20 protein-coding genes are annotated in these 22,284 nt (G+C 68.3%); 8 read left to right on the top strand and 12 right to left on the bottom strand.

Annotated features, from left to right (window positions below):
* Position 1: 1 nt before the first annotated feature.
* Complete coding sequence (locus tag CKW28_RS18460) at positions 2-2,074, bottom strand: CoA transferase (protein ID WP_110844408.1); 2,073 nt, start codon at positions 2,072-2,074, stop codon at positions 2-4.
* A 134-nt stretch (positions 2,075-2,208) separates the two neighbouring features.
* Here CKW28_RS18460 and CKW28_RS18455 point away from each other — a divergent pair, with 134 nt between their 5' ends.
* The gene (locus tag CKW28_RS18455; RefSeq protein WP_003925371.1) at positions 2,209-3,423 is read left to right on the top strand and encodes a cytochrome P450; all 1,215 of its coding nucleotides are present in this window, start codon (positions 2,209-2,211) and stop codon (positions 3,421-3,423) included.
* A gap of 18 nt (positions 3,424-3,441) precedes the next feature.
* On the opposite strand, the gene CKW28_RS18450 is transcribed toward CKW28_RS18455, so the two are convergent.
* From CKW28_RS18450 to CKW28_RS18435, 4 genes are read right to left on the bottom strand one after another with little or no spacing between them, the layout of a single operon-like run.
* Entirely contained in the window at positions 3,442-4,494 is a 1,053-nt protein-coding gene (locus tag CKW28_RS18450) for an acyl-CoA dehydrogenase family protein (RefSeq protein WP_003925372.1), read from the bottom strand.
* Positions 4,484-5,677, bottom strand: coding sequence for an acyl-CoA dehydrogenase family protein (locus CKW28_RS18445; RefSeq protein ID WP_003925373.1), 1,194 nt, complete (start codon positions 5,675-5,677; stop codon positions 4,484-4,486). Before CKW28_RS18445 ends, CKW28_RS18450 begins: the two co-directional genes overlap by 11 nt.
* The gene (locus CKW28_RS18440; RefSeq protein ID WP_110844422.1) at positions 5,674-6,984 is read right to left on the bottom strand and encodes an amidohydrolase family protein; all 1,311 of its coding nucleotides are present in this window, start codon (positions 6,982-6,984) and stop codon (positions 5,674-5,676) included. Before CKW28_RS18440 ends, CKW28_RS18445 begins: the two co-directional genes overlap by 4 nt.
* A gap of 49 nt (positions 6,985-7,033) precedes the next feature.
* Entirely contained in the window at positions 7,034-7,456 is a 423-nt protein-coding gene (locus CKW28_RS18435; protein WP_081475486.1) for an SRPBCC family protein, read from the bottom strand.
* Between the two features lie 82 nt (positions 7,457-7,538).
* Between CKW28_RS18435 and CKW28_RS18430 the strand changes: the two genes are divergently transcribed.
* From CKW28_RS18430 to CKW28_RS18405, 6 genes are all read left to right on the top strand, one after another.
* A complete protein-coding gene (locus CKW28_RS18430; RefSeq protein ID WP_003925376.1) occupies positions 7,539-8,435 on the top strand; it encodes an enoyl-CoA hydratase/isomerase family protein in 897 nt (298 codons plus the stop codon).
* A 66-nt stretch (positions 8,436-8,501) separates the two neighbouring features.
* Complete coding sequence (locus tag CKW28_RS18425; RefSeq protein ID WP_003925377.1) at positions 8,502-9,407, top strand: SDR family NAD(P)-dependent oxidoreductase; 906 nt, start codon at positions 8,502-8,504, stop codon at positions 9,405-9,407.
* A gap of 20 nt (positions 9,408-9,427) precedes the next feature.
* Positions 9,428-10,810 (top strand): aromatic ring-hydroxylating oxygenase subunit alpha, encoded by a 1,383-nt coding sequence (locus CKW28_RS18420; protein WP_003925378.1) that lies wholly within the window; start codon positions 9,428-9,430, stop codon positions 10,808-10,810.
* Entirely contained in the window at positions 10,807-11,229 is a 423-nt protein-coding gene (locus CKW28_RS18415; protein WP_003925379.1) for a Zn-ribbon domain-containing OB-fold protein, read from the top strand. Before CKW28_RS18420 ends, CKW28_RS18415 begins: the two co-directional genes overlap by 4 nt.
* Positions 11,229-12,407, top strand: coding sequence for a thiolase family protein (locus tag CKW28_RS18410; protein WP_003925380.1), 1,179 nt, complete (start codon positions 11,229-11,231; stop codon positions 12,405-12,407). The genes CKW28_RS18415 and CKW28_RS18410 overlap by 1 nt, the downstream gene beginning before the upstream one ends.
* Before the next feature lie 14 nt (positions 12,408-12,421).
* On the top strand, positions 12,422-12,985 hold the full coding sequence (locus tag CKW28_RS18405; RefSeq protein WP_003925381.1) for a hypothetical protein: 564 nt from the start codon (positions 12,422-12,424) through the stop codon (positions 12,983-12,985).
* A 3-nt stretch (positions 12,986-12,988) separates the two neighbouring features.
* Here CKW28_RS18405 and CKW28_RS18400 read toward each other — a convergent pair whose 3' ends face one another.
* Genes CKW28_RS18400 through CKW28_RS18370 form a run of 7 tightly spaced genes read right to left on the bottom strand, consistent with a single transcriptional unit; the run spans position 12,989 to position 20,553 of the window.
* Positions 12,989-14,254 carry a cytochrome P450 gene (locus CKW28_RS18400; protein ID WP_040546681.1) on the bottom strand — a complete coding sequence of 422 codons (1,266 nt, stop codon included), beginning with the start codon at positions 14,252-14,254 and terminating at the stop codon, positions 12,989-12,991.
* The gene (locus tag CKW28_RS18395; RefSeq protein WP_003925383.1) at positions 14,251-14,529 is read right to left on the bottom strand and encodes a DoxX-related protein; all 279 of its coding nucleotides are present in this window, start codon (positions 14,527-14,529) and stop codon (positions 14,251-14,253) included. Before CKW28_RS18395 ends, CKW28_RS18400 begins: the two co-directional genes overlap by 4 nt.
* On the bottom strand, positions 14,526-16,193 hold the full coding sequence (locus CKW28_RS18390) for an MCE family protein (RefSeq protein ID WP_040546683.1): 1,668 nt from the start codon (positions 16,191-16,193) through the stop codon (positions 14,526-14,528). Before CKW28_RS18390 ends, CKW28_RS18395 begins: the two co-directional genes overlap by 4 nt.
* Positions 16,193-17,362, bottom strand: a complete 1,170-nt coding sequence (locus CKW28_RS18385; RefSeq protein WP_003925385.1) for an MCE family protein — start codon at positions 17,360-17,362, stop codon at positions 16,193-16,195. Before CKW28_RS18385 ends, CKW28_RS18390 begins: the two co-directional genes overlap by 1 nt.
* On the bottom strand, positions 17,359-18,654 hold the full coding sequence (locus CKW28_RS18380) for an MCE family protein (protein WP_003925386.1): 1,296 nt from the start codon (positions 18,652-18,654) through the stop codon (positions 17,359-17,361). The genes CKW28_RS18385 and CKW28_RS18380 overlap by 4 nt, the downstream gene beginning before the upstream one ends.
* Positions 18,651-19,721, bottom strand: coding sequence for an MCE family protein (locus CKW28_RS18375; protein WP_003925387.1), 1,071 nt, complete (start codon positions 19,719-19,721; stop codon positions 18,651-18,653). Before CKW28_RS18375 ends, CKW28_RS18380 begins: the two co-directional genes overlap by 4 nt.
* The gene (locus CKW28_RS18370) at positions 19,711-20,553 is read right to left on the bottom strand and encodes an MCE family protein (protein WP_003925388.1); all 843 of its coding nucleotides are present in this window, start codon (positions 20,551-20,553) and stop codon (positions 19,711-19,713) included. The genes CKW28_RS18375 and CKW28_RS18370 overlap by 11 nt, the downstream gene beginning before the upstream one ends.
* A 277-nt stretch (positions 20,554-20,830) precedes the next feature.
* Here CKW28_RS18370 and CKW28_RS18365 point away from each other — a divergent pair, with 277 nt between their 5' ends.
* Complete coding sequence (locus CKW28_RS18365; RefSeq protein WP_003925389.1) at positions 20,831-22,246, top strand: hypothetical protein; 1,416 nt, start codon at positions 20,831-20,833, stop codon at positions 22,244-22,246.
* Positions 22,247-22,284: the final 38 nt, after the last annotated feature.

Below are 22,284 nucleotides of genomic sequence, written 5' to 3'. Positions count from 1 at the left end.
GTCAGACTGGCGTCCTCTCGTAGAGCGCGCTGGCAGGGGTACTGCCCAGTGCGGGTGGTGGGCTCAACGGCACCGGTCCCGCACCGGCGAACCGCCACGGCAGACCCACCAGCCGGCCGGTGCGCAGTTGCGGGTCGGGGTGGGCGATTTCGGGGAAGAATCCACGTGCCGCGAGATGCGGGTCGCCGACCAGCTCGGTCGCGCTGCGCACCACGGCGGCGCGGACACCGGCGCTCGTCAGCTTCGCCGCGGCGTCCTGCGCGGGCAGCGACGCGATCTGCGCGGGCAGGTCGGCACTGTCGACGGGCTCGTCACCGGTCAGTTCGACCGCCACCCAGCGCGAGTCGGCGGCGGGATACACCCCGCGGTGCACGGCCGAGGCCGGGGCGCCCTGTTCGGTGGACGCCGCCGTGACGTACTCGGCGACGGTGTAGCCGACCACCTCCGACATCGACAAGTCGATCACCGCACCGGTGTCGGCGCGCGGGCCGACCGCCCACGCGGCGATGACGACCGCCGCCACCACCGACGACAACGGATCGGCCAGCACAGTGCCCAGGCGTGCCGGTCTGCCGTCGGCTTCGGTCGTCAGGCCCGCGAGCCCGCCGTAGGACTGAACGTTGTTGGCGTACACCCGGTATCCAGCCAGCGGTCCGTCCGACCCGAAGCCCGACACCCGGACCATCAGCCGCCCGGACGCGGCGAGCCGCTCCGGTGACACGTTCAGCCGGTTCAGCCGCGACGATCCGACGTTCTCGATAACGACATCGGCCTGCGCCAGGGCGGCGGCGACGTCGTCGGCCGCGTGCTCGGGGTTGATCAGCACACTGCGCTTGGAGTGGTTGGCCACCGCGTAGTAGGCGCCGCGTTCCACGCCGGCGATCCCTTCGGCGAACGGGCCGCTGCGCCGGTAGATGTCGAGCCGGTCGGGGTCCTCGAGCCGGACCACCGTCGCGCCCATCGCGCCGAGCAGGGAGCCGATGATCGGGCCCGCGAGAACGTGGGTGAGTTCGGCGATTCGCAGTCCGCGCAGGCCGTCGGGCCGGGTTGGCCGGCGATCGCCGAGGTCGATACGCCACGGCGGGCCCAGGACGGTGACATCGCGGTCGCCGATTCGCCCCGTGTACAACGACTTTCGATGCGCCAGCTGCGGGGAGGTGAGTAGCTCCCCGGGCAGATTCACCGGTGACGAGGGCACCCCGTTGGCCTGAAGGATCGCGGCACAGTCGGCCTTGAGGCGGTCGCGGGTCCACTCGGTGACCTTGGCGTTGATCAGATCCGCGTGCTCGATGCGGGCGGGTCGGTCGTCGAGGCCCGCGGCCCAGTCGGGCCGGCCGAAGGCCTTCACCAGGCCCGTCCACTGGTGGTTCTCCACCGCGGTGATCCGCACCAGCCCGTCGCGGCACGGGAACACCCCGGACGGTGCGAGGTAACGGCCGCTGCCCGCGCGGCCGGGGCAGCGGTACATGACGTGCGCGCATTCCGGCAGCGCGGCGGTGTAGATCACCGCCTCCTGGATCGACATGTCCACGTGGACGGGGCTCGACCCGCGACGGTCCAGTCCGTGCAGGGCGGCCAGTGCCGCGACCGCCCCCGCCGCCTTCAACGCAACGTACCCGGGTGCGGGAACCGGCCGCCCGTCGCTGTCCTCGATCGTCGCCATCAGCCCGCCGCTGGCCTGTGCGACCAGTTCACCGCCCGGATGCGCAGGCCCGTCGGCGCCGAACGGGGTCAGCTCCACCACCACTGTCGGCCCGTCGACGGGTGGGACCGCGGCGCCGTCGACGAAGACGATGTCGGCGTCGCGCGCGTGCTCGGCCGGATCGGCGCCGGCGTCGAGGATGCGCTTTCGGTGGTCGAGCACGAAGTCGACGGCCGCGACCGGCCCGTGCGGTCCTGCCAGGTGCGGTCCTGTCCGGGGTGTGCCCGTCCGCGAAGTGCTCGGAATGCGGGCCACGGCGGCGCCCAGGCTCGCCAGCAGTGCGGCTGCGGCCGAGCCGGCGATGCCGTCGCCGATCTGCAGCACGCGCACGCCTGCCAGGAAATCCGTGGTCGTGGGATGTTCCTGACTCACTGTGCGTCGCTCCTTCCCGCTGTGTGCTGAACAATTGAACAATATTCGTTCTGTTGAGTCCATATCGAGAGGCAACACACCCGCAACGGGGGACGACTTCACAGCTTCACATCAAGTGTTCTATTGTTCATACTATGTCGACGATTGCCGACCTGTCTGAAGCCCGTTTCGACGATCCCTCCTTCTACTTGGGTGATCCCAACGCGACGTTCCGCCATCTGCGCGAGACCGATCCGTTGCACTGGTACCAGGAAGGCCGGTTCTGGGTCGTCACCAAGTACGACGACATCAAGGCGATCTCGGCGCGGCCGGAGAAGTTCAAGTCCGAGCGCATCGGGATCATGATGGACCTGATCGCGCATCGCCAGGGCGTCGACCCACAGGGATACGGCAGTCGCGGAATCATGTTCATGGATCCGCCGGAGCACCGGGCCCATCGTAAGGCGATCGGCGTCAGGTTCACCCCGTCGGCGGTGGCCAAGATGGAGGACCGGGTGCGGCAGGTCGTCTCCGACGCGTTCGACCGGCTGCCCGACGGTGAGTTCGACTGGGTCGAGCACATCGCCGAGCCCATTCCGGTCTTCGTGTTCTCCCACTTCCTCGGGGTGCCGGAGGAGGACTGGTCGAAGGTCGCGTCGTGGGCGACCACGATCGCCAAGGCGGGCAGCGGTTTGGCGACCGATGAGGACTTCCAGCTCATCTTCGATCAGATCGGGCCGTATCTGCTGGGGCTGACCGCCGAGCGGGCCAAGGACCCGCGCGACGACCTGCTGACGATGCTCACGCAGGTGCGCATCGACGGTGAGCCGTTTAACGAGGTCCAGATCATGGTTTACGCGCTGACGCTGCTCGCCGCGGGCAGCGAGACGACGCAGAGCCTGTTGGCGGGCCTTCTGCACTGCCTCGATCAGCACCCCGACCAGGCCGAGGCGGTGTTCGCCGATCCGTCGAAGATCGACAACACGATCGAGGAGACCCTGCGGTGGTGGACCCCGGTCATGAGCATGGCCCGGCAGGCCGCTCAGGATGTCGAGCTTCGGGGCAAGACGGTGCGCGCGGGCGACGGCCTGCTGATGGCCTACGCGTCGGCCAACCGCGACGTCGACCACTGGGGTCCGACGGCCGAGGACTTCGACATCAACCGCCCCGACGCGGCCGGGCATCTCGGCTTCGGTGTCGGCGAGCACTTCTGCATGGGCGCCGCGCTCGCCCGCCGCGAGGCGCGGTTCGTGCTCTCGGAGGTGGTCCGGCGGGCGAAGTCGGTGCGCGTCACCGGGCAACGGGTCAAGCGTGAGTCGTCGCTGGTGAACACCTTCGACCGGTTGGACGTCACGCTCGAGTACCGCTGACGCGCGGCGGCCGCGGTCTCAGCCGCGGGCCGCCAGCCAGTCGGTGACCACCCGGCGATGCCGCGCACGCGAACCCAGCGTCGCGGCGAGCGTGGCCGTCCGGCGCAGATACACATGCGCGTCGTGCTCCCACGTGTAGGCGATCCCGCCGAACACCTGCGTCGCCCCCTCGGGGACGGTGCGCAACGAGTCGACGGCCCAGAACACCGCCAGTGACACCAGCGCCTCGGTGTCGGGCTGTCCGTGGTCGCACGCGTCGGCGGCCCGATTGACCAGTGCGCGGCCGACCTCGATCGCCGCCCGCTGATCGACGAGCCGGTGCTTGATGGCCTGGAACGAGCCGATCGGCCGGTCGAATGCCACGCGGACCTTCGCGTACTCGGTGGCGGCCTCGTTCGCGGCGGCCGCGACGCCGACCAGCTCGGCCACCTGCGCGACGCGCATGCGCAGGACCGCGTCGCGGTGACGCGCGATGGCGTCGTCGCCACGGGCGATCTGCCGCAGGGGGGCCCGATCGAGGCTGATGTGCGCCGCGGGACCGTGATCGAGGGGAGTCACCGGTGTGCGCTCGACCCCCGGCCCGGTGAGGTCGACGACGCCGAGTACCGCGGTGTCGGCCTCGGCGAGCACGACGAGACGGGTCGCCACCGCGCCGTACGGGACCGTCGAGAACGTGCCCGTCGCCGTCTGGCCGGCTGCCGTCGCCGGCTCCGGCGCCACGATCGCGATGCCGTCGGCGGGCCGACCCTCACACCAGGCCGCCGCCGCCGTCGCGGCGAGTGGCAGGGGAGCGACGACCGATCCGGTCACCTCGGTCAGCACCGCCAGTTCGCGCAGCGTGCCACCGGCGCCGCCGGCGCTCTCCGGCACCAGCACGTCCGGCCAGCCCAGGTCGCGCACGGTCGACCACAGCGCGTCGTCGAACGCCGGGCTCGGGCCGTCCAGCAGCCCGCGGCTGCGTTCCACCGACCAGGCGCGACGCACGATCTCCAGCGCGGACTGCCGCAGTTCCGCGAGTTCGGCTGCGGTATCGGCGATCTCGGCGAGAGAGACGGTGGTGTCAGTTGTCACGCGGCAACCCCAGAAGTCGTTCGGCGATGACGTTGCGTTGGATCTCGGATGTGCCCGCACCGAAGGTGGCGGCCCGCATCAGCAGGTAGCTCGCGGCGACGTTGCCGCGCTTGGCGGCGCCGGGTGACCCGCGCTCCAGCACCCCGGGCGCACCGGCCAGTTCGACACCGAAGTTCGCCATCGACTGGTCCACCTCCGAGGTGAGCAGCTTGGCGACCGACGCCTCCGGGCCCGGGGCGACGCCACGCACGCCCGCCGCGGTGGCCTGTGCGGCGATCTGGCGCAACGCCTCGACCTGTGCCGCGTACCGGACGATCCGATCGGCGACGTAGCTGTCGTCGAATCCGCTGTCGGTCAGCGCATTCGGCTCCTGTGCCATCTTCACCAGGATGCCGAGACGACGCTCGATACGGTGCGTACGGCTCTGGCCCACCCGCTCGTAGCCCAGCGTCGACTTGGCCACCCGCCAGCCGCCGTGCAGCGGCCCGAGCACGTTGGCCAGCGGCACCCGCACCGAGTCGAGGAACACCTCGCAGAACTCCGAGGCGCCGGTGATCTGCCGGATCGGGCGCACCTCGATGCCCGGGGTGTTCAGATCGGCCAGGATGTAGCTGATGCCCTCGCGCTTCGGCGCATCCGGGTCGGTGCGGGCCAGTAGGTAGATCCGGTTGGCGTACGTGGCCTTCGACGTCCAGATCTTCTGGCCGGTGATGACCAGTTCGTCGCCGTCGATGACGGCCCTGGTCTTCAGCGACGCGAGGTCGCTGCCGGCCTCTGGCTCGGAGAATCCCTGGCACCAGACGTCTTCCGCCGACAGGATGCGGGGCAGGTAGTACGCCCGCTGCTCGTCGGTGCCCCACTGGATGATCGTCGGCCCGAGCTGGTTGATCGCGCTGCGGTTGATCGGCTCGGGCGCGCGGGCAGCCGCCATCTCGGTGTTGAAGATCAGCTGCTGGGTGGGCGTGGCAGCGCGTCCGCCGTACTCGGTCGGCCACGAGATGGCCGCCAGCCCAGCGTCGTAGAGCAGGCCCTGCCAGCGCCGGAGCCGGTCGAGGCGGGCGGTCTCGCCGCCGTCGCGGCTGAGCAGATCCGGGGTCAGCGACGATGCCAGGAACTCGCGCACCTCGTCGCGGAAGGCTCGGTCGGCGTCGGTGAGCGCGACGCCGTAATCGCGGTCGTTCACGAGCCCCCGCGAAGGATCGATGCCATACGCTTCTTCATGTCGCCGTAGGTGATGGCGGTGGCACCGGCCTTGGGAGCGCGGCCCGCTTCGACCTTTGGCGCGGACAGGTCGAGTCCGGCGGTCTTCTCGCGCAGTGCGCGCACGGTGCAGTTCTCCCGGCCCAGCCGTTCGACACCGTCATAGCCGAAGGCGCGTGCGGCATTTCGCCACGTGATGTCCTCGACCTCCTCGGGCGTGCAGCCCTCCAACTGAGCGGCGAGCTGCTCGGGGGCATCCGGCCAGCTGCTGTCCGAGTGCGGGTAGTCCATCTCCCAGCAGATGGTCTGCACGCCGATGCGGTCCCGCATCTCGATGCCGACGCGGTCGCGGATGAAGCACGACATGAAGTTGCGACGGAACACGTCGGTCGGGGTGACCCCGTCGCCGAGGTCGTCACCGGTCCATGCGCGCTGACGAGAGTAGAGGTCCTCGAACCGTTCCAGCATGAACGGAATCCAGCCGATGCCACCCTCGGACAGCGCGAACTTGATGGTCGGGAACTTCAGGATCACCGGCGAGAACAACAGGTCCGCGGTGAACCGCAGGGTGTCGATCGCCAGCATCGAGTTGTACGCCAGGTACGTGGTCTGGTCGGACGGGACAGGCACTCCGCCGCCGGTGCCGATGTGGATGTTGACCACGGTGTCGTGCTCGCAGACCGCCTCCCACAGCGAATCCCACTGCGGGTCCTGCCACGGCGGCTGGCCGTAGTTTCCGATGTGCTGGGGCACCGTCACCGCGTGGCAGCCGTTCGCGGCCAGCCGCGCCACCTCACCCGCGGCGAGGACCGGATCCCACAGCGGCAGAATGCCCAGCGGGATGAAGCGGTCCGGATGCCGTCCGCACCAGTCCTCCAGATGCCAGTCGTTGTAGGCGCGGACCATGACCTCCGAGACATCGCGGTCACCACGGTAGGTGAACAGCGCCCCGGAGATGGTGGGGAACGACGGGAAGCACAGCGAGGCCAACACCCCGGCCGCGTTCATGTCGTCGACCCGGGCGTCGACGTCGTAGCAGCCGCGGCGCATGTCCTCGAAGCGCGACGGCTCGAAGCCCCACTCGTCGTTGGGACGGCCCGCCACGGCGTTGAGCCCGATGTTGGGCAGTGCCAGGCCGTCGTACTCCCAGAAGCAGACGCCGTCGTCGTCCTGCACGATCTTCGGTGCCTGATCGGCGTACCGCGACGGCACCCTGCCCTTGAACATGTCGGGCGGCTCGACGGTGTGGTCGTCGACGCTGATCAGCACGAGGTCCTGAGGGTCGATCACCGGCACGATTCTAGACTATTGAACAGTTAATGTGTATCTGTTTCAAGCTCTAGGTGGCCGGATTCACCGCCGCTGCCAGCCAGTCCGCCATCATTCCGTAGACCGCCTCGATGCTCTCGCGCGCGCTGGCGTCGTCGGCGGACGGTTCGTAGTCCACGGTCCAGGCGACTCGGCAACCGCCGACGCCGGACTCGGTCACCGACACGACGGCCTCGAAGCGGTTGACCGGCAACGGGCTGCCGTCGATGCGGTAGGAGATCTGGCGCTGCTCGGGCCGGATCCACAGCAGCGTCTCGACCGTCGGATCGGCCTCCGCCGAGCCGCGGATCTTGCGGCTCATGCCAGGGCCCTCGCCCTCGACCTCGACATCGCTGATCACCGGAATCCACCGGACGTCCGCGAAGTCGGCCAGCAGCGTCCACACTGCTTCGGCGCTGGCCGTGAGGTCCTTGCTGACTGTCAATGTCGGCATATGGCGAACCCTACCACCTATGTAACAATGAAGCGGAATATGTTCATGTGTGCAATCTTCTGACGGTGGAATCGGAGAGACGGTGAGCGCTGACGATCGGGCCACGGGTGAGTTCGAGGTCGATGAGAGCTGGGTCCGCTACGAGGTTGTCGAACCGCACATCGCGCAGATCACGATCAACAGGCCCGATCGCCGCAACGCGATCCTGTCGCCGGACATGCATGTGCTGTTCAAGGCGCACCTGGACCGTGCGGAGGCCGACGACGAGGTGAAGGTCGTCATCCTGGCGGCCGAGGGCAAGGACTTCTCCGCCGGTGACGACGTCCGGCGGCTGCCTGTCGAGCAGGCCGGCCTGAAGAAGGGCGGGAAGCTGCCGCAGACGGCGCGGATGGGCAACGCCCGCCGGCTGCACCGGCACCTGACGAACTGGCTGGAGTTCCCGAAGACGGTCATCGCCGCGTGTCAGGGTGCGACGCTGGGGGCCGGGATGAACCTGGCACTGGCGGCCGACATCCTGGTCGTCTCCGACGACATGTATCTGGCGCGGCCGCAGGCGCGGATCGGGTTCGCCGGATTCTCCACCGCGATGCCGCTGGTCCTGCTCAAGCTGGGGCCCAACCGCGGTTACGAGGCGATGATCACCGGGCGGAAGGTGCGCGCGGCCGAGCTCAAGGAGTGGGGGGTCGCGGCCTCGGTCGTGCCCGCCGATCGCCTTCGGGACGAGGCGCTGCGCTACGCGCGGGCGATCGCGCACCACTCCTCCGACGGGCTGATGGTGGGTAAGCATGCGCTGATCACGTTCTGGAACGCCGTGGGTATGGCGCAGTTCGGCGACTGGGTTCCGATGGGGCACAGCGTGTTCAGCAACCTGGTCTGGCGCGACGACGAATTCAACTTCATGAAGGAGCGGTCGGTGCGGGGTGGTCGCGAGGCGTTGGCCGAACTCGAGCGCCGCTACCGGGAGTGGGGATTCGAATAGTTGCAACAGTTATACAAAAGATGTCAGTGTGTTCTATATGATGAGCCCTGCGATGAGGAGTGGTAGATGGGTGTGCTAGACGGACGGACGGCATTGGTCACCGGCGCGGGCCGGGGCATCGGAGCCGCAATCGCCGAGGGCCTGGCGGCCGAGGGGGCGACCGTCATGGTCTCCGACGCCGGCGTCGCGGTCGACGGCACCGGGCGTGACCCGGGACCGGCCGAGTCGGTGGTCGCGGCCATCAACCAGCAGGGTGGCAAGGCGTTCGCCGATGTCACCGACATCACGGACTTCGCGGCCTGCGAGGCGCTGATCGCCCGCGCCGCCGATACGCTCGGCGGGTTGGACGTGGTGGTCAACGCCGCGGGCATCCTGCGTGACGGCATGGTCTTCAAGATGAGCGAGCAGGACTGGGACGCCGTCATCTCGGTGCACCTCAAGGGCACGTTCAACGTCACCCGGCACGCCGCGGCATGGTGGCGCGAGAACCGGGGTGGTCAGTACCGGCTGATCAACTTCACCTCGATGTCCGGCCTGCAGGGTGCGCCGAGCCAGCCGAACTACGCGGCCGCGAAGATGGGCATCGTCGGGCTCACCTTCTCCTGCGCCAACGCGCTGCGCAACTACGGCGTCACGTCCAATGCGATCGCACCGATCGCCGGCACCCGGATGACGCAGGGGATCAAGGGTGGCGGCAGCATGGACTACTCCGACTCCAATGTGCGGCTGTCGCCGAAGAACTGCGTGCCGCCGGTGGTCTACCTGGCCAGCGAGCAGTCCGACTGGCTGAACCGCCGCGTCATCTTCGCCGGCAACGGCCGCATCAGCCTGATGACGAACCCCGTCATCGAGCGCGAGATCGTCTCGGCCAGCGGGACCTGGGACATCCCCACCGCCTTCGCTGAGATCGAGTCGTCGTTCAAAGAGGCCATCCTGTGGCCCAACATCTTCGACAAGCCGCCTGCCAAGTGACCTGACGGATGAGGTGACGAATGACCGACCTGACGGCCCAACGAGTGCCGCAGAAGTACGCCTGCGGCGAGACGTTCGTCCCCAAGAGCCGATACATCGATCCGGAATTCCTCCAGCTCGAACTCGATCGGCTCTTCACCCAGGTCTGGCAGCCGGCCTGCCGCGAAGAGGAGATTCCCGACCCCGGTAGCTACTACGAGTACTGCATCGGCAGGCAGTCGATCATGGTAGTGCGCCAGAAAGACCGCAGCATCAAGGCCTTTCACAACACATGCGCGCACCGGGGCATGAAAATCGTGTGCGGCACCGGTGTCGAGGCCGAGGGGGAGCTGCGGTGCAGATTCCACGGGTGGCGGTACTCACTCGACGGGCGCTCGTCGTTCGTGCCGGGCCGGGAGGAGTTCGCCAACCGGCCGCGCGAGCAGTGGGGGCTGCGGCCGGTCCACGTCGGCACGTGGGGTGGCTGGGTGTTCATCAGCATGGCCGACGAGCCGCCGGAGCTGCTCGAGTGGCTGGATCCGCTGCCCACCGCGCTGGCGCCGTTCCGGCTACAGGACATGCGATTCCGATGGCGCAAGCGGACGACGCTGCCGGCCAACTACAAGACGGTGATCGATGCGTTCATCGAGGGCTACCACACGCCGGGTACGCACCCGCAGACGCTGCGCACCGCGCAGAGCCCTCACCCGAGCACCGAGCCCGCGAAGCCCCAGGAGTACGTCTACGCGCCGTACACCCCGACCATCGCGTACAAGAACCACTCCCGCTTCATCTACACCCAGCGGCCCGAGACGGCCGAGCGGGACAAGGGCCGCCAGGAGCAGGCGTCGCGGCCCGAGGTGTTCGCCAACGCGATGCAGTACAACTACATCGGGGTCAACGCGCTGGTGACCGAGCGCGACTACCGGGCCGCGCAGAAGCTGGCGACGATGGAGCCCAGCGAGGTGCCGCCGTTCGTGCTGTATCACCAGCTGTGTGAGGAACTCGCGCTGGCCGAAGGCGTGGACTTCCCGCGGATGTCGATGGAGGAGTACTTCGCGGGCAACGGCGACTGGCACATCTTCCCGACGATGGTCATCCTCGTCGAGAAGTCGTGTCTGCTCGGATATCGGATGCTGCCCGACGCCGAGGACCCCGACAAGTGCACATTCGAGATGTTCACGCTCGAACACTTCGCGCCCGGTGAGGTTCCCGAGACCAGCTGGCAGGTGTTCGAGCGCTGGCAGGATCACGACGGCTGGGGCGAGCTGCCGACCCAGGATCTGCAGAACATCGAGGCGATCCACGCCGGCATGCACTCGCACGGGTTCGAGGGGCTCTGGCTGAACACCGCGCAGGAGATGTCGATCCGCAACGAGCACGCGATCGCCGACCGGTTCATCTTCGGACTCGACAAGCAATGAGCGCGGCGACAGATCAGCGGCCGGTGCCGCTGCTGACGGAACTGAACCGGCCGTACTGGACCGGTGGCGCCGCGGGCACCTGGCAGTTGCAGCGCTGCGACGACTGCGAGCGCCTGGTCCATCCGCCCGCGCTGCGCTGCCCGCACGACCACGGCGTCCTGCGCTACGTGGCGCTGCGCGGCCGCGCGACCGTGGAGACCTGGACCGTCAACGAGCACCCGTTCTTTCCGGGCTTTCCGCCGCCGTACGTGGTGGCGTTTGTGAATCCGGTTGAGGACGAACGCGTTCGGGTCCTGACGAACCTCGTCAACGTGCGCCCGGAGGAGGTCACCGCGAAGATGCCGGTGCGGGTGACGTTCGAGCGGTACACCGACGGTGACGACGAGGTCTACGTTCCGTTGTTCGAACCGGACCTGTGATGGCTTCGCCACTCACCGACAAGGTCGTCATCAGCGGTGTCGGCCAGTCCGACATCGGCCGACGGCTGGGCCGCGACCCCCTGGAGTTGACCGCGCAGGCGTGCCAGGCCGCGGTCGAGGACGCCGGGCTCACGCTCGCCGACATCGACGGGTTGACGACGTATCCGGGCGCGTCGCAGGCCGGGCCGGGGTTCTCCGGCGCGTCGCTGCGGGAGATCCACGACGCGCTCGGCATCAAGCCGAATTGGGTTGCCGGAGGCGGGGAATCACCGGGCCAGTTGGGCGCGGTGGTCGACGCGATGCTCGCCGTAGCGGGTGGCCTGGCCAACCATGTGCTGTGCTGGCGCAGCATCTGGGAGGGCACCGCACAGGGGCCGGGCCGGCGGCAGGGCTACGGCGCGCGCGGCGGCCGGCCGAGCGGGATGATGGGCTGGCAGTTGCCGTACGGCGTGACCGCGGCCAATCTCGCCGGAATGCAGGTGCGGGCCAGGATGATCCGCTACGGGTTGACCCGCGAACAGCTCGCCTCGATCGCGATCGTCCAACGGGCCAACGCGGCGCGCAATCCGTCGGCCATCTACACCGAGCCCCTCGACCTGGACACCTACCTGAACGCGCGTATGGTGTCGGATCCGCTGTGCATGTACGACTGCGACATCGCGTGCGACGGCGCGACGGCGTTCGTGATCTCGCGCGGCGACCACGCACGCGCCCTTGACCATCCGGCGGTGACGGTCGAGGCGCTCGATTGCGCGCACCATGACCGGTTCACCTGGGAGGGTGGCGAGGACATCACCCGGATCAGTTCCCGGTGGTCGACCATCTGGGACCGCACGGATTTCACGCCCGCCGACGTCGACTACGCCTCGCTGTACGACGGTTTCAGCGTGTTCGTGCTGTGCTGGCTGGAGGACCTCGGCTTCTGCGGGCTCGGGGAGTCCGGCGAGTTCGTCGCCGACCCGGCGCGGATCTCACCGGGCGGCGACTTGCCCATCAACACCGCCGGCGGACAACTGTCCGGCGGCCGCCTGCACGGGTTCGGGCATCTTCACGAAGCCTGCCTGCAGATCCGGGGCGAAGCCGGGGAGCGGCAGATCGAGAACGCGACGCTGGCCGCCGTCGGAGTGGGGGCGGCCAACAGCGGAACCACGGCCATGCTACTGCGACAAGTGCACTAGGCGGGAGACTCGTCATGCGCAACGCTCCACGCTCACGAACCGGTGAGAGGCCGGCACCCGACGACTCCTACCGACTCGACGTCTACACCACCTCGATCCGCGAGGCGGTGGTTCACGCGGGCGGTCTGCTGATCGACCGGGCCATGGCCGGTTGGACCGTCACGATCCTGACCGAGCCCGGTGACGACGCGGAACTGGTCGCCAGGATCCTCGGCTGCCAGGTCGCCGAACGCGGTGCGATCCCGGACCCCGATCGGCCGCTACCGTACGGAATCGCGGTCACGTCAGCGCTTTACGATGCGGACACCCGGCTTCGCAAACGCGTCGCCGCCAGGTTCGGCCAGACGGTCGGCGAGACCGACGTCATCGGAGTCGACCCCGAGGGTGAGCACGATCCGCGGTTGCACATCGTCTCGCATCGTCTCAGCCACGCCGCCGTCGTCTTCAAGGCGCGTGCCCTGGCCGCGGTCGGTCTCGCGGGCAGCCCGGTGGGGGGCACCGAACAGCTGATGCGCGCCACCGCAGCGGAGACCGTGGTGTCCGACCCCGAGCTGCCGGTGTCCGCCCAGCGCGGGTAGACCTCAGGCGGGGGTGAGCCGGATCGGCAGCCGGGTGGGCCCGTGCAGCGAACTGTGCGTCGACCACCGCGTCGGACCCACCGGACTGATATTCGCGACGCGGGTGACGAGTTGGCGCAGCACCGCCTGGGCCTCCATCCGGGCCAGCGGGGCTCCCAGACACATGTGCGCTCCGTAGCCGAAGGCGACGTGCTTGCGCGGGTCGCGGTCCGCGCGGAAATCGTCGGGTTCGTCGAAGACGCTGGGATCGCGGTTGGCCGCGCCGAAGGACAGCAGCACGCGGGAACCGGCGGGGATGACGACGTCACCGATGCGGTAGTCGGTGCGGGTGTAGCGGTACAGGTTCTGGATCGGCGTGGTGAACCGCAGGTGTTCCTCGACCGCAATCGGAATCAGTTCGGGGTTGGCGCGAATGAGCTGGTACTGATCGGGACGATGGGCGAGGGTGTCGAACATCCCGCCCAGCAGGTTCGTCGTGGTCTCGTTGCCCGCGATGAGCAGGTGGATGGCGACGAGCAGAAGCTGCTGGTCGGTGAGGCTCCCGTCGGTGTTGTGCGCGAGCAGCCGTCCGAGCACGGTGTCGGATCCCTTGAGCCCGCCGTGAGCGAACTGCTGTCTGAGATACCGGCACAGGGATGCCATCGCGATCGCGGACCTGGCCGCTTCGGTGATGGCTGTGGGCTTGACTTCCATGAGTCCGACGCCGCGCTCCGACCAGCGCCGAAAGTCGTCGAGATCGGTGTCGGGAACGCCGAGGATGCCGGCGATCAGACGGATCGGCATCGGTATCGCCAGGCGCTGCACGACATCGCACCCGGGGTTGGCCAGCAGGTCGGTGACGTGTTCGACGGCGAGCTTCTCGACGATCTCCTGCCAGGATTCCATCGCGCCCTTGCTGAACCCGGGTTGCACCTGCTTGCGCAGCCGGGCGTGTTCCTCGCCGTCGGTGAGCACGGCCAGCGGTGCGGACATCCGCCACCGCGTGACTCCCTGGCAGCTGGTGACCTGGTCGGTGTCGCGCAGCGCCGCCCGTACGTCCTCGAGGCGGGCCACGATGAACGTCGCGCGTCGGGGGTTGTAGTGCACCCGTCCGCCGCGGTGCAGTGCGCGGTAGGCGTCGAAGGGGTGGGCGGCGGTGGCCGGATCCTGCGGGTCGTAGTCGGTGTTGATCGCACCGGTCCAGCCGTCGTACCCGCGCCGGCGGGTGCGCACGGCGGCGGCGACGTTCATCCGGATCGCGTCGCCGACGAGTCGGAGGGTCGTACTCATCGGCGGCCGTGACGGGTGGACAGTTGTGTGCGCGCGACCGCCGCCGTCAGATACGCGGTGTAGCAAGCCGATACGTACCTCGACAGCCGTTGGGTGCCAGGCACGGCGATCAGAACGCCCAGCAGTGTCTCGAGCCCGCCGTTGACGTAGGTGAAGGTGCGGGCGCGGGTGGGGAAGCCGAGTCGGTTGACGGGATCGAACAGGCGGGGCGCGACGAAGTGCGCCACGCCGATCAGGCTCACCACGAGACCCAATAGATGCCGGTTGCCGGTCATGCTGGCTCCGATCCGGTACGGGGATATGTCATGAGGTCCACCCAGTTCTCCGCGATGGACGGTGCGGCAATGCCGCTGGCGTACACGCTGATGCCGGTGTGCGGATCGAGGAACTTGCCGGTGGCCGGGTCGTAGGTGGCGACGTCGACACCCGCGGCCTGCGGCCTGTCGCCCTCGGCCGGGGGCGGCGGGGCAGGCGGCCGGCCGTAGGGCGGCACGATCTGATCCGGCGGTGGCTGGAACGGCAGCGGCGGTGGCGGCGGCCCAGGGGTGACCGGCGGGATCTGCGTCGGGTACGGCGGGGTCAGCGCCGGACCGGGCCCCGGGGGAACACCGGGCGGCAGCTGTACGACCGGCGGCCCCGGATCGTAGTCGGCCTGCGGCGGGATGTACGGATACTTGTTCTGCGGCAGGATCATCCGCGGATCGGTGATCGGTGTACCGACCGGCACCGGCGGTCCACGCCACGGGTTGCTGCCGATGGGAACATACCCCTCCGGGTCGCGGCACTGCTGGACCGTCGCGGCCCGCTTACCCGGGAACTCCATGCACGGATAGTTGCGGGCACCGCGGACGACGGCCGGATCGTTGTGCGGGACCTTGCAGTACAGCTCCTTGGGCACATCGCGCAGGGTGGTGTCGGCGGGCGAGCGGATCTCCGACGGCGGCACGAACCCGGTGATGCAGGGTGGCGGGTCGCCGAAGTTCAACTTGAAGTCGCCCTTGGCGCCCTCATCGGCGGGGAACTGGTTGGCGATCGCGATGATCGCGGCGGTGACCGCCGGGATGATGACCAGTACCTGCTCGATCGACTTGTGGTAGATGACGCCGATACGGCCGGCGTTGGCGAGGTTGGCCGCCAGTACCGGGAAGGTGGGGCGGATGCCGTCGAACAGGGTGGTGGCCTGATCCGCGGCGGCCGGGGCCTTCTGCAGAACCTCGCGGAACTGAGGGTCGGCCTCGCGGAGATGGCTTGTCAGCCGCGCCAATCCGTCGGCCACCGCCCGGATGTCGTCGCCGGCGGTGACCTGGGCGTCGAGCAGAGGCTGCGACTGCTCGACCAGGCCGATGGTGTCATCGGTGGCATCGCCGGCCTCCTCGACGAGCAGGCGTGAGGACTCCAGAAGCCGCGCAAGTTCCGGTCCGGAACCGTTGAACGCCGCGAACGTCTCCTTCAGCACGTCCCGCAACCGGCTGCGGTCGAGAGAGTCGACCAGCGCCTGTGCCTCGCGCAGCATGCCGGCGATGTCGCCGTTGATGAAGGTGCGGTCGCGGCCGATGTGCGAGCCGCCCCGCAGGGACTCGGTGGACGCGTGTTCGGGCGGGACGAGATCGACGTACTGTTCGCCGATCGCCGACATGCTCTTGACGTAGGCGTTGACGTTGGCGGGCACCTTGCGGTCGTCGTCGATCCGCATCTCGACGCGGACGTCGTTGTCGTGTGTCAGCGATACACCGGTCACCTTGCCGATGGTGGTGCCGCGGTAGGCGACGTTGGCGTTCGGGTAGATACCGCCGCTGCCCGCGAAGTCCGCCGTCACCCGATAGCTGCCGAAGCCGAGCGTCTTCGGCACCTGTATGTAGAACACCGCGATCGCGAGCACACTGATCAACGCGACCGCGGTGAAGACGGCCAGCTGCATCCGGACGAGACGGGAGAGCATCAGCGTTGTCCGGGGGTGTCGGAGGAGTTGTGCGGCGGGATCGTGAACGGGTCGGCGGCCTGCCCGGACAGCGACGACGTCGCCCCGATCAGATAGTCCGGTATCGAGACGATCTCGGAGAGGTGCTTCATGTTCGGGTCCAGCGCACTGGTGGTGAAGAAGTTCTCGCCGATCCGGCGCAGCGTCAGGTCGAACGTGGCGTAGACGTTGAGGAAGTCACCCCGCACCGCCCGTTTCAGGCCCTCGTTGAGGGGCAGCGGGAACGCGGGCAGGATCGGCAGCGCGTCGACGATGGTGTCGGCGTTGTCGTTGGCCGCCTTGATGAGCGCGTAGGCGTGCACAAGGTCGGCGGCGAGATCCTCCTTGGTCTGTGCGAGCAGCGGGGCGGCGGTGTCGGCAAGCCGCCCGAGCGCGGCGAAGGCCGCCACGATCTCGTCGCCGTTGTCCTTGAGAACCCGGGTCGCCGCGGGCAGGGTGACCAGAGCGCGCTCGATCTTGTCGGCCCCGCCCGCGAGCTGCCCGGCGAACCGGTTGACGTTGTCCATCGCGGTGACGATGTCGTTCGCCTGGGCGTCGATGGCCGCGGTCAGCTCGGCCAGGCGCGGCAGGAATGCCGCGAACCGTCCGGCGCGCCCGGCCACCGCAGCGTATATCTCATCGGTGATGTCCTGCAGTACACCGAGATTGCCGTTGTTGACGACCAGAGCCAACGACGACAGCACATCCTCGGTGCTCGGGTAGTTCCCGGCGTTGTCGATCCCGATGCGCGAGCCGGGGCCGAGCCGTCCGATGGGTGGTCTGGTCTCCGGTGCGGCCAGCTCGAGATGCCGGGAGCCCAGCAGCGACGTCTGGGCGACGGTGGCCGTCGCGTTCTCCGGCAGCCGCACCGAGCCGTCGAGCGACACCTGAACCAGCGCGAAGAAGGTTCCGTCGGCGCGCTGCACCGGTTTGACACCCGACACGCTGCCCACCGTGACGTCGTCGACCTTGACCGGGGAGTTCTGCGGCAGGGCGGCGACATCGGGCAGCTCGACGTAGATCGTGAACGACCCCTCGCCGTGTCCTGCGGTACCGGGCATGTTCACCGAGTTCAAGCCGTTGAACTCGCACGCCGAAACCGCCAGCGTGAGTGCCCCGATCGCTGTCGCACGCCTGAACCAGCGGATCACCGGCCGCTCTCCTTCTGTGGTTCCGGGACCATCAGTTCGGTCAGGTCGGTATCCGGCGGCACCGACGGCGGCGTCACGCCCGGCAGCGGTTGCCACTGCAGGTGCGAGATCGGCGTCTGTGCCTTGGCCTGGGTTTCCGGGGTGTCGTAGATGATCTGGCCCTTGTACGCGGTGATGCTGTTGATCGGATGCATCAGGAACGGTGGATAGTTCATCTGCAGCCTCTTGATCACCGGCGCCATCCGCTGGCGGCAGATCTCGGCGCGGTTGTAGCTCTCCGGAGTCTTGGCGGTCTCGAACATTCCCGCGCACATCAGCTGCACCGGGTTGCCGAAGTTGGGCAGCGTCACGATGCCCGCGACCGAGGCCTGGGCGGGTGTGTAGATGTTGTAGAAGTTGGCCAGCGCGTGCGGAGCCAGATGCAGCACCTGTTCGATGTCGTCGCTGCGCTCGGTCAGCAGGCTGGTGAACTCCGTAAGCCGGTCGATCTGACCGCGCAGCGCATCGTCGTTGTCCCGCAGCAGATCCCGGACATCGGACAGTGCGGTGTTGAGCGCTCCGAGCGCCTGGTCGATGTCCTGAGAGCTGTTCGCGAACACCTGGGACACCGAGGCGACGTGCGAGGTGAACGCGACGATCTGCTCGTTGCTGGCGGCGAGCGCATCGACCACCACGCTGAGGTTCTTCACGGTGCCGATCAGGTCTGCGCGGGAGTCCCCGAGGCGTCCGGCCGCCTGAGACAGCTCACGCACGGCGTCGCGGAACGACCGGCCCGCGCCGTCGAAGGTGTCCGCGGCCTGGTTGATCACCTGGCTCAGCGGCCCCTGGACCGCGCCGGGCTGTGGTCCGAGTTGGGCGGCCAGCCTGGTGAGTTCGTCTTTGACCTGGTCCCACTCGATCGGCACCGCCGTGCGGTCCGGACCGATGACGGCGTCGTCGGCCAGTATCGGCCCGCCGTCGTAGACCGGGGCGAACTCGACGAACCGCGCGGAGACCAGGTTCGGTGCGACGATCAGGGCAGAGGCGTCGGCTGGTATGGGGATGTCCGCGCGTACCCGCATCGACACGGTGGTGTGCGCGGGGCCGGGTTCGATCGCGGTGACCCGGCCGACGGGCACACCCGCAACCTTCACCTCGTCGCCGACGTACAACCCCACCGCCGAAGCGAACAGGCCGGTGACGGTGCGCTGCGCCGGTCTCGGCCACACGGCGATCACCCCGGCGGCGAGCAGCACCGCGAGCAAGCCGGCGATCGCCGCGCGGGCCCTGCGTCGGGTGATTGGTGCGCTCATGGGGTCTTCGGCCTGATCACGAGTCGTTCCCTGATGAATCCGCGCAGCATGTCGGCCAGGCTGTCGGGCAGCTTGCCCGGCTGGAAGTAGGTGTCGAGCAGCACGCCGGCGACCTCCGGGTTGGGCACGCCCCAGATGTTCACCGAGAAACCCGGCCCGGAGCCCACGACCTCGCCGAGGGTGGTAGAGAACGACGGCACGCGCTTGAGCGCCTCGTCGATGTGGGCGCGCCGTTCAAGGAGGTTGTCCAGCACCAGGTTCAACCTGACCAGCATGGGCCCGAACTCGCGGCGGTTGTCGGCCACGAACCCGGAGACCTGCCGAGACACGTCGCCGATTCCCGCGATCAGTTCGGCCAGGGCGGCGCGCTGCCTGCTGAGTTCGGCGAACAGCGCGTTACCGTCGGAGATGAGCTGGTTGAGCTGCCGGGCCCGCCGGGCCAGGATCTGCGACAGCGAACTGGTGTGGTGCAGTAGTTGTTCGAGCTTCTCATCGCGGGCGTTGACGCTGCGGGACAGCGCGGCGATCCCGTCGAGGGCACCGCGCAGCCGGGGCGTGGCGTCGCGCATGGTGTCGGTGAGGGTCTGCAGGGCGGTCTGGAACGCGTCGGTGTCCAGCTCGGTGGCGGAGTGGCCGAGGTCCTGCAGTGCCTCCGACAGGGTGTACGGAGTGGTGGTGCGTCCCAGTGGAATCACCGTCTCCGAGCCGACGCCGCCGGGGGTGACCGCCAGGATCCGTTGCCCCAGAACGGTGTCGGTCTTGATCGCGACCATGGTCTGGTCGCCGATGCGTATCTTGCGGTCGACGGTGAAGGTCACCTTGGCGGCTCTGGCCGACATGTCGAGGTCGACGGACTTCACCGCGCCGACGTTGTATCCGTATACCTGCACGTCGCTGCCGCTGGTGATTCCGGCGGCGTTGGTGAAGAAGGCGGTGTACACCCTGCCCTGGGGCATGAACGGCAGGCCGGTGTAGCCGAAGGACACGAGCATCAACAGGACGACGAGGGTGATCCCGAAGATGCCTGTGCGCAACGGGTTCCGCCGACCCGGTTCCTCAACCGTCATCGGAACACCGTCCCTTCGAGGGGTCGGCGGGGCCGAGCATCGGTATCAGGATGTCGCTGCCGGCCGGGCCGTTGACCTTGAAGGCCACCGCGCAGAAGAAGATGTTGAAGAACGCGCCGTACTGGCCCAGCGCGCTGAGCCGCACGTAGTTCTCGGCCAGCGGTTCGATCACCGCGTTGATCTCGGCCTTGCGTTCGTCGAGCACGTCCGCCAGCGGTCGCGCGTTCTCGATCACTCCCTGTATCGGGCGCCGTGCCGTCTCCAATAGGTCCGTGAGATCGGTCTGCGCGGACGCCAGCGGTGCGATGGCCCGCCCGATGGGACCTCGGCCCCGCGACAGGGTGTCGATCAGGTGTTGCAGGTTGTCGATGCTCGCGTCGAGTTGCGCCCCCTGTCCGTCGGCGGTGGCCAGCACGGTGTTGAGGTTGTCGATGATCTCTCCGATCAACTGATCGCGCGCCGCGAGCGTGTGGGTGAAGGAGTCGGTGTCGGAGAGCACTTCGGCCAGCGCGCCGCCGTTGCCCTGGAGCAGTTCGATGATGGCGTTGCTGATCTCGTTGACCTTGTGCGGCTCAAGGCCTTTGAGAACCGGGCGCAGTCCGCCCAACAGGGCGTCGAGGTCCAACGCGGGCGCGGTGTTCGAGCGGGCGATGGTGCTGCCGGGTGGTAGCGGCCGCAGATCCCCGGGTCCGGTGGAGATCTCGAGGTAGCGGTTACCGACGAGGTCCTCGTAGCGGACGGCCGCCCGGGTGGAGGAGTAGAGCTGGTACTCCCTGTCGATATCGAACTCCACGTCGACGTGGTCCCCGTGCTCGCCCGCAACCATCGCCATGCCGGTGGATTATTGATACCCACGACAGTTTCGGCGGATTTACGGTGAAGATTTTCGTCAGATTCGGAGCAGTGGCTGCGGTTCTGCCGCGGTCCAGCGGTCCGGAAACAGCTCTGATCAGGTCATATGACCTTGCGACGGGAAACATGCCCCAGCCGCCAGCTAACCGGAGGGCGTCCATAACGGTTGCTGGGAAGCAAACCCTCCCATACCCTTTCTGAGAGCTTTCAGGTCTGGCTTGCCGGCGCCGTCACCTCATCAGAAGGGTCACAACACCATGGCTGCACGTCCGTTCGTCACCACCGGTATCGCGCTGGTCAGTGCCGGCGTGATCGCGGCGGTTCCGGCATTCAACCCGGCCATCCTGAGTCCGCAGGACGAGAAGCTCACGGCCGGCGACGCCGGGACCGCACCGGATCACACGCTCACCCTCGAACAGCTGCGGCTGCTCGCACTCACCGACATCACGCTGGGTGAACTGTCGGACGTGTTCTTCCAGGGTTACGGCGGCGGCGTCGGACCCAACGACCCCTACTATCCGCTCCCCGAAGGCTTTTCGATCTATCTGGACGGTTTCACCGGCCTGGCCTATTACCTGACCGACCAGTTCCTGGACTCGGTGGTGCAGACCGGGATTCCGCTGCTGGCGGATGCCGCGGAGTTCGCCTACAACAACGTCACCAGCTACTTCTACGAGCTTGGTGTGTGGGAGGCGTTCCGGGTCGCGGCCTCTGAGCTCACCGGCGGCCCCGAAGGCCCGGTGGGGATCGCGCTCGGGGTGGCGGAGTTCGTCGCGAAGAACTGGGTCTATCTCGCCGGTGCGGCGCTCACCGAGGTCACCTCGCTCGCGCCGCTGATCGGCCCCGACCTGTCCTATGCCACCAGCATCTTCTTCTTCGGCGCGGAGCAGATCCGGCCGATCGGGGACGAGCAGTACGTTGTCCGGGAGTACACCCCCGGAGCCGTGGGCGTCGTCAACTACATCGTCGACCGGATCCTCGGCCAGGCCGAGCCGTGGTACGAGCCGCCGCAAGATCCCGACCCGGAGCCCGACCCGGATCCCGAAGAGACCGAGAACGGCGACGGCGACGGCGCCGACGGATTGACCTCCCTCCTGGGCTCGAACGCCGGGTCTTCGGCGCTGTCCTCGCGGTTCGTCACCCTCGACGTCGCTCCGAATCAGAAGGTCGAGGAGGCCGACGACGCCGAGAAGCCGGGCAATGTCGAGGACACCAAAGACACCGAGGACGCCGAAGACACCGAGGACACCGAGAGCACGCTCGACGAGGACGGGAAGACCGGGGAACTCGAGACCGAGACCCCCGCGGAGAAGGTCACCGACGGGACCGGCAGCGAGACTCCGGCCGGTGACGGTGCCGCCGCCGAGGGTTCGTCGGGGCTCAAGCAGAAGCCGTCCGACAAGATCAAGCCACGGCTCAACGTGAAGCGGTTCAACGGGCCGGGCCGGGCGGCCGGTGGCGAGTCGACGGAATCGCGGACCGGCGGCAAGCACCGCGCCGAGGACCGCGCCGAGGACAAGGACGCCGCGTCGACCACGACCGCGTCCACCCCAACGGCGTCGACCGCCGAAGCGGCCGGTGCGTCCCTGTCCGCGGACGCCGACACCTACGGCAAGCACGCCAAGAAGGGCACCGGCACCGGCACCGGCGCCGGCGAGGGCGGCGACGAATAAGCGCGCCGCTCAAGGCAATCCGGACAGCATCTCGGCCC

The sequence above is a fragment of the Mycolicibacterium thermoresistibile genome, assembly GCF_900187065.1.
Lineage (GTDB): Bacteria > Actinomycetota > Actinomycetes > Mycobacteriales > Mycobacteriaceae > Mycobacterium > Mycobacterium thermoresistibile.
This window is presented reverse-complemented; position numbering and strand designations above follow the sequence as displayed.

Excerpts from the sequence above, each read along its gene's own strand:
- CKW28_RS18455 (WP_003925371.1), top strand. The coding sequence starts at position 2,209 with ATGTCGACGATTGCCGACCTGTCTGAAGCCCGTTTCGACGATCCCTCC.
- CKW28_RS18435 (WP_081475486.1), bottom strand. The coding sequence starts at position 7,456 with ATGCCGACATTGACAGTCAGCAAGGACCTCACGGCCAGCGCCGAAGCA.
- CKW28_RS18425 (WP_003925377.1), top strand. The coding sequence starts at position 8,502 with ATGGGTGTGCTAGACGGACGGACGGCATTGGTCACCGGCGCGGGCCGG.
- CKW28_RS18420 (WP_003925378.1), top strand. The coding sequence starts at position 9,428 with ATGACCGACCTGACGGCCCAACGAGTGCCGCAGAAGTACGCCTGCGGC.
- CKW28_RS18415 (WP_003925379.1), top strand. The coding sequence starts at position 10,807 with ATGAGCGCGGCGACAGATCAGCGGCCGGTGCCGCTGCTGACGGAACTG.
- CKW28_RS18410 (WP_003925380.1), top strand. The coding sequence starts at position 11,229 with ATGGCTTCGCCACTCACCGACAAGGTCGTCATCAGCGGTGTCGGCCAG.
- CKW28_RS18405 (WP_003925381.1), top strand. The coding sequence starts at position 12,422 with ATGCGCAACGCTCCACGCTCACGAACCGGTGAGAGGCCGGCACCCGAC.
- CKW28_RS18400 (WP_040546681.1), bottom strand. The coding sequence starts at position 14,254 with ATGAGTACGACCCTCCGACTCGTCGGCGACGCGATCCGGATGAACGTC.
- CKW28_RS18395 (WP_003925383.1), bottom strand. The coding sequence starts at position 14,529 with ATGACCGGCAACCGGCATCTATTGGGTCTCGTGGTGAGCCTGATCGGC.
- CKW28_RS18390 (WP_040546683.1), bottom strand. The coding sequence starts at position 16,193 with ATGCTCTCCCGTCTCGTCCGGATGCAGCTGGCCGTCTTCACCGCGGTC.
- CKW28_RS18380 (WP_003925386.1), bottom strand. The coding sequence starts at position 18,654 with ATGAGCGCACCAATCACCCGACGCAGGGCCCGCGCGGCGATCGCCGGC.
- CKW28_RS18375 (WP_003925387.1), bottom strand. The coding sequence starts at position 19,721 with ATGACGGTTGAGGAACCGGGTCGGCGGAACCCGTTGCGCACAGGCATC.
- CKW28_RS18370 (WP_003925388.1), bottom strand. The coding sequence starts at position 20,553 with ATGGCGATGGTTGCGGGCGAGCACGGGGACCACGTCGACGTGGAGTTC.
- CKW28_RS18365 (WP_003925389.1), top strand. The coding sequence starts at position 20,831 with ATGGCTGCACGTCCGTTCGTCACCACCGGTATCGCGCTGGTCAGTGCC.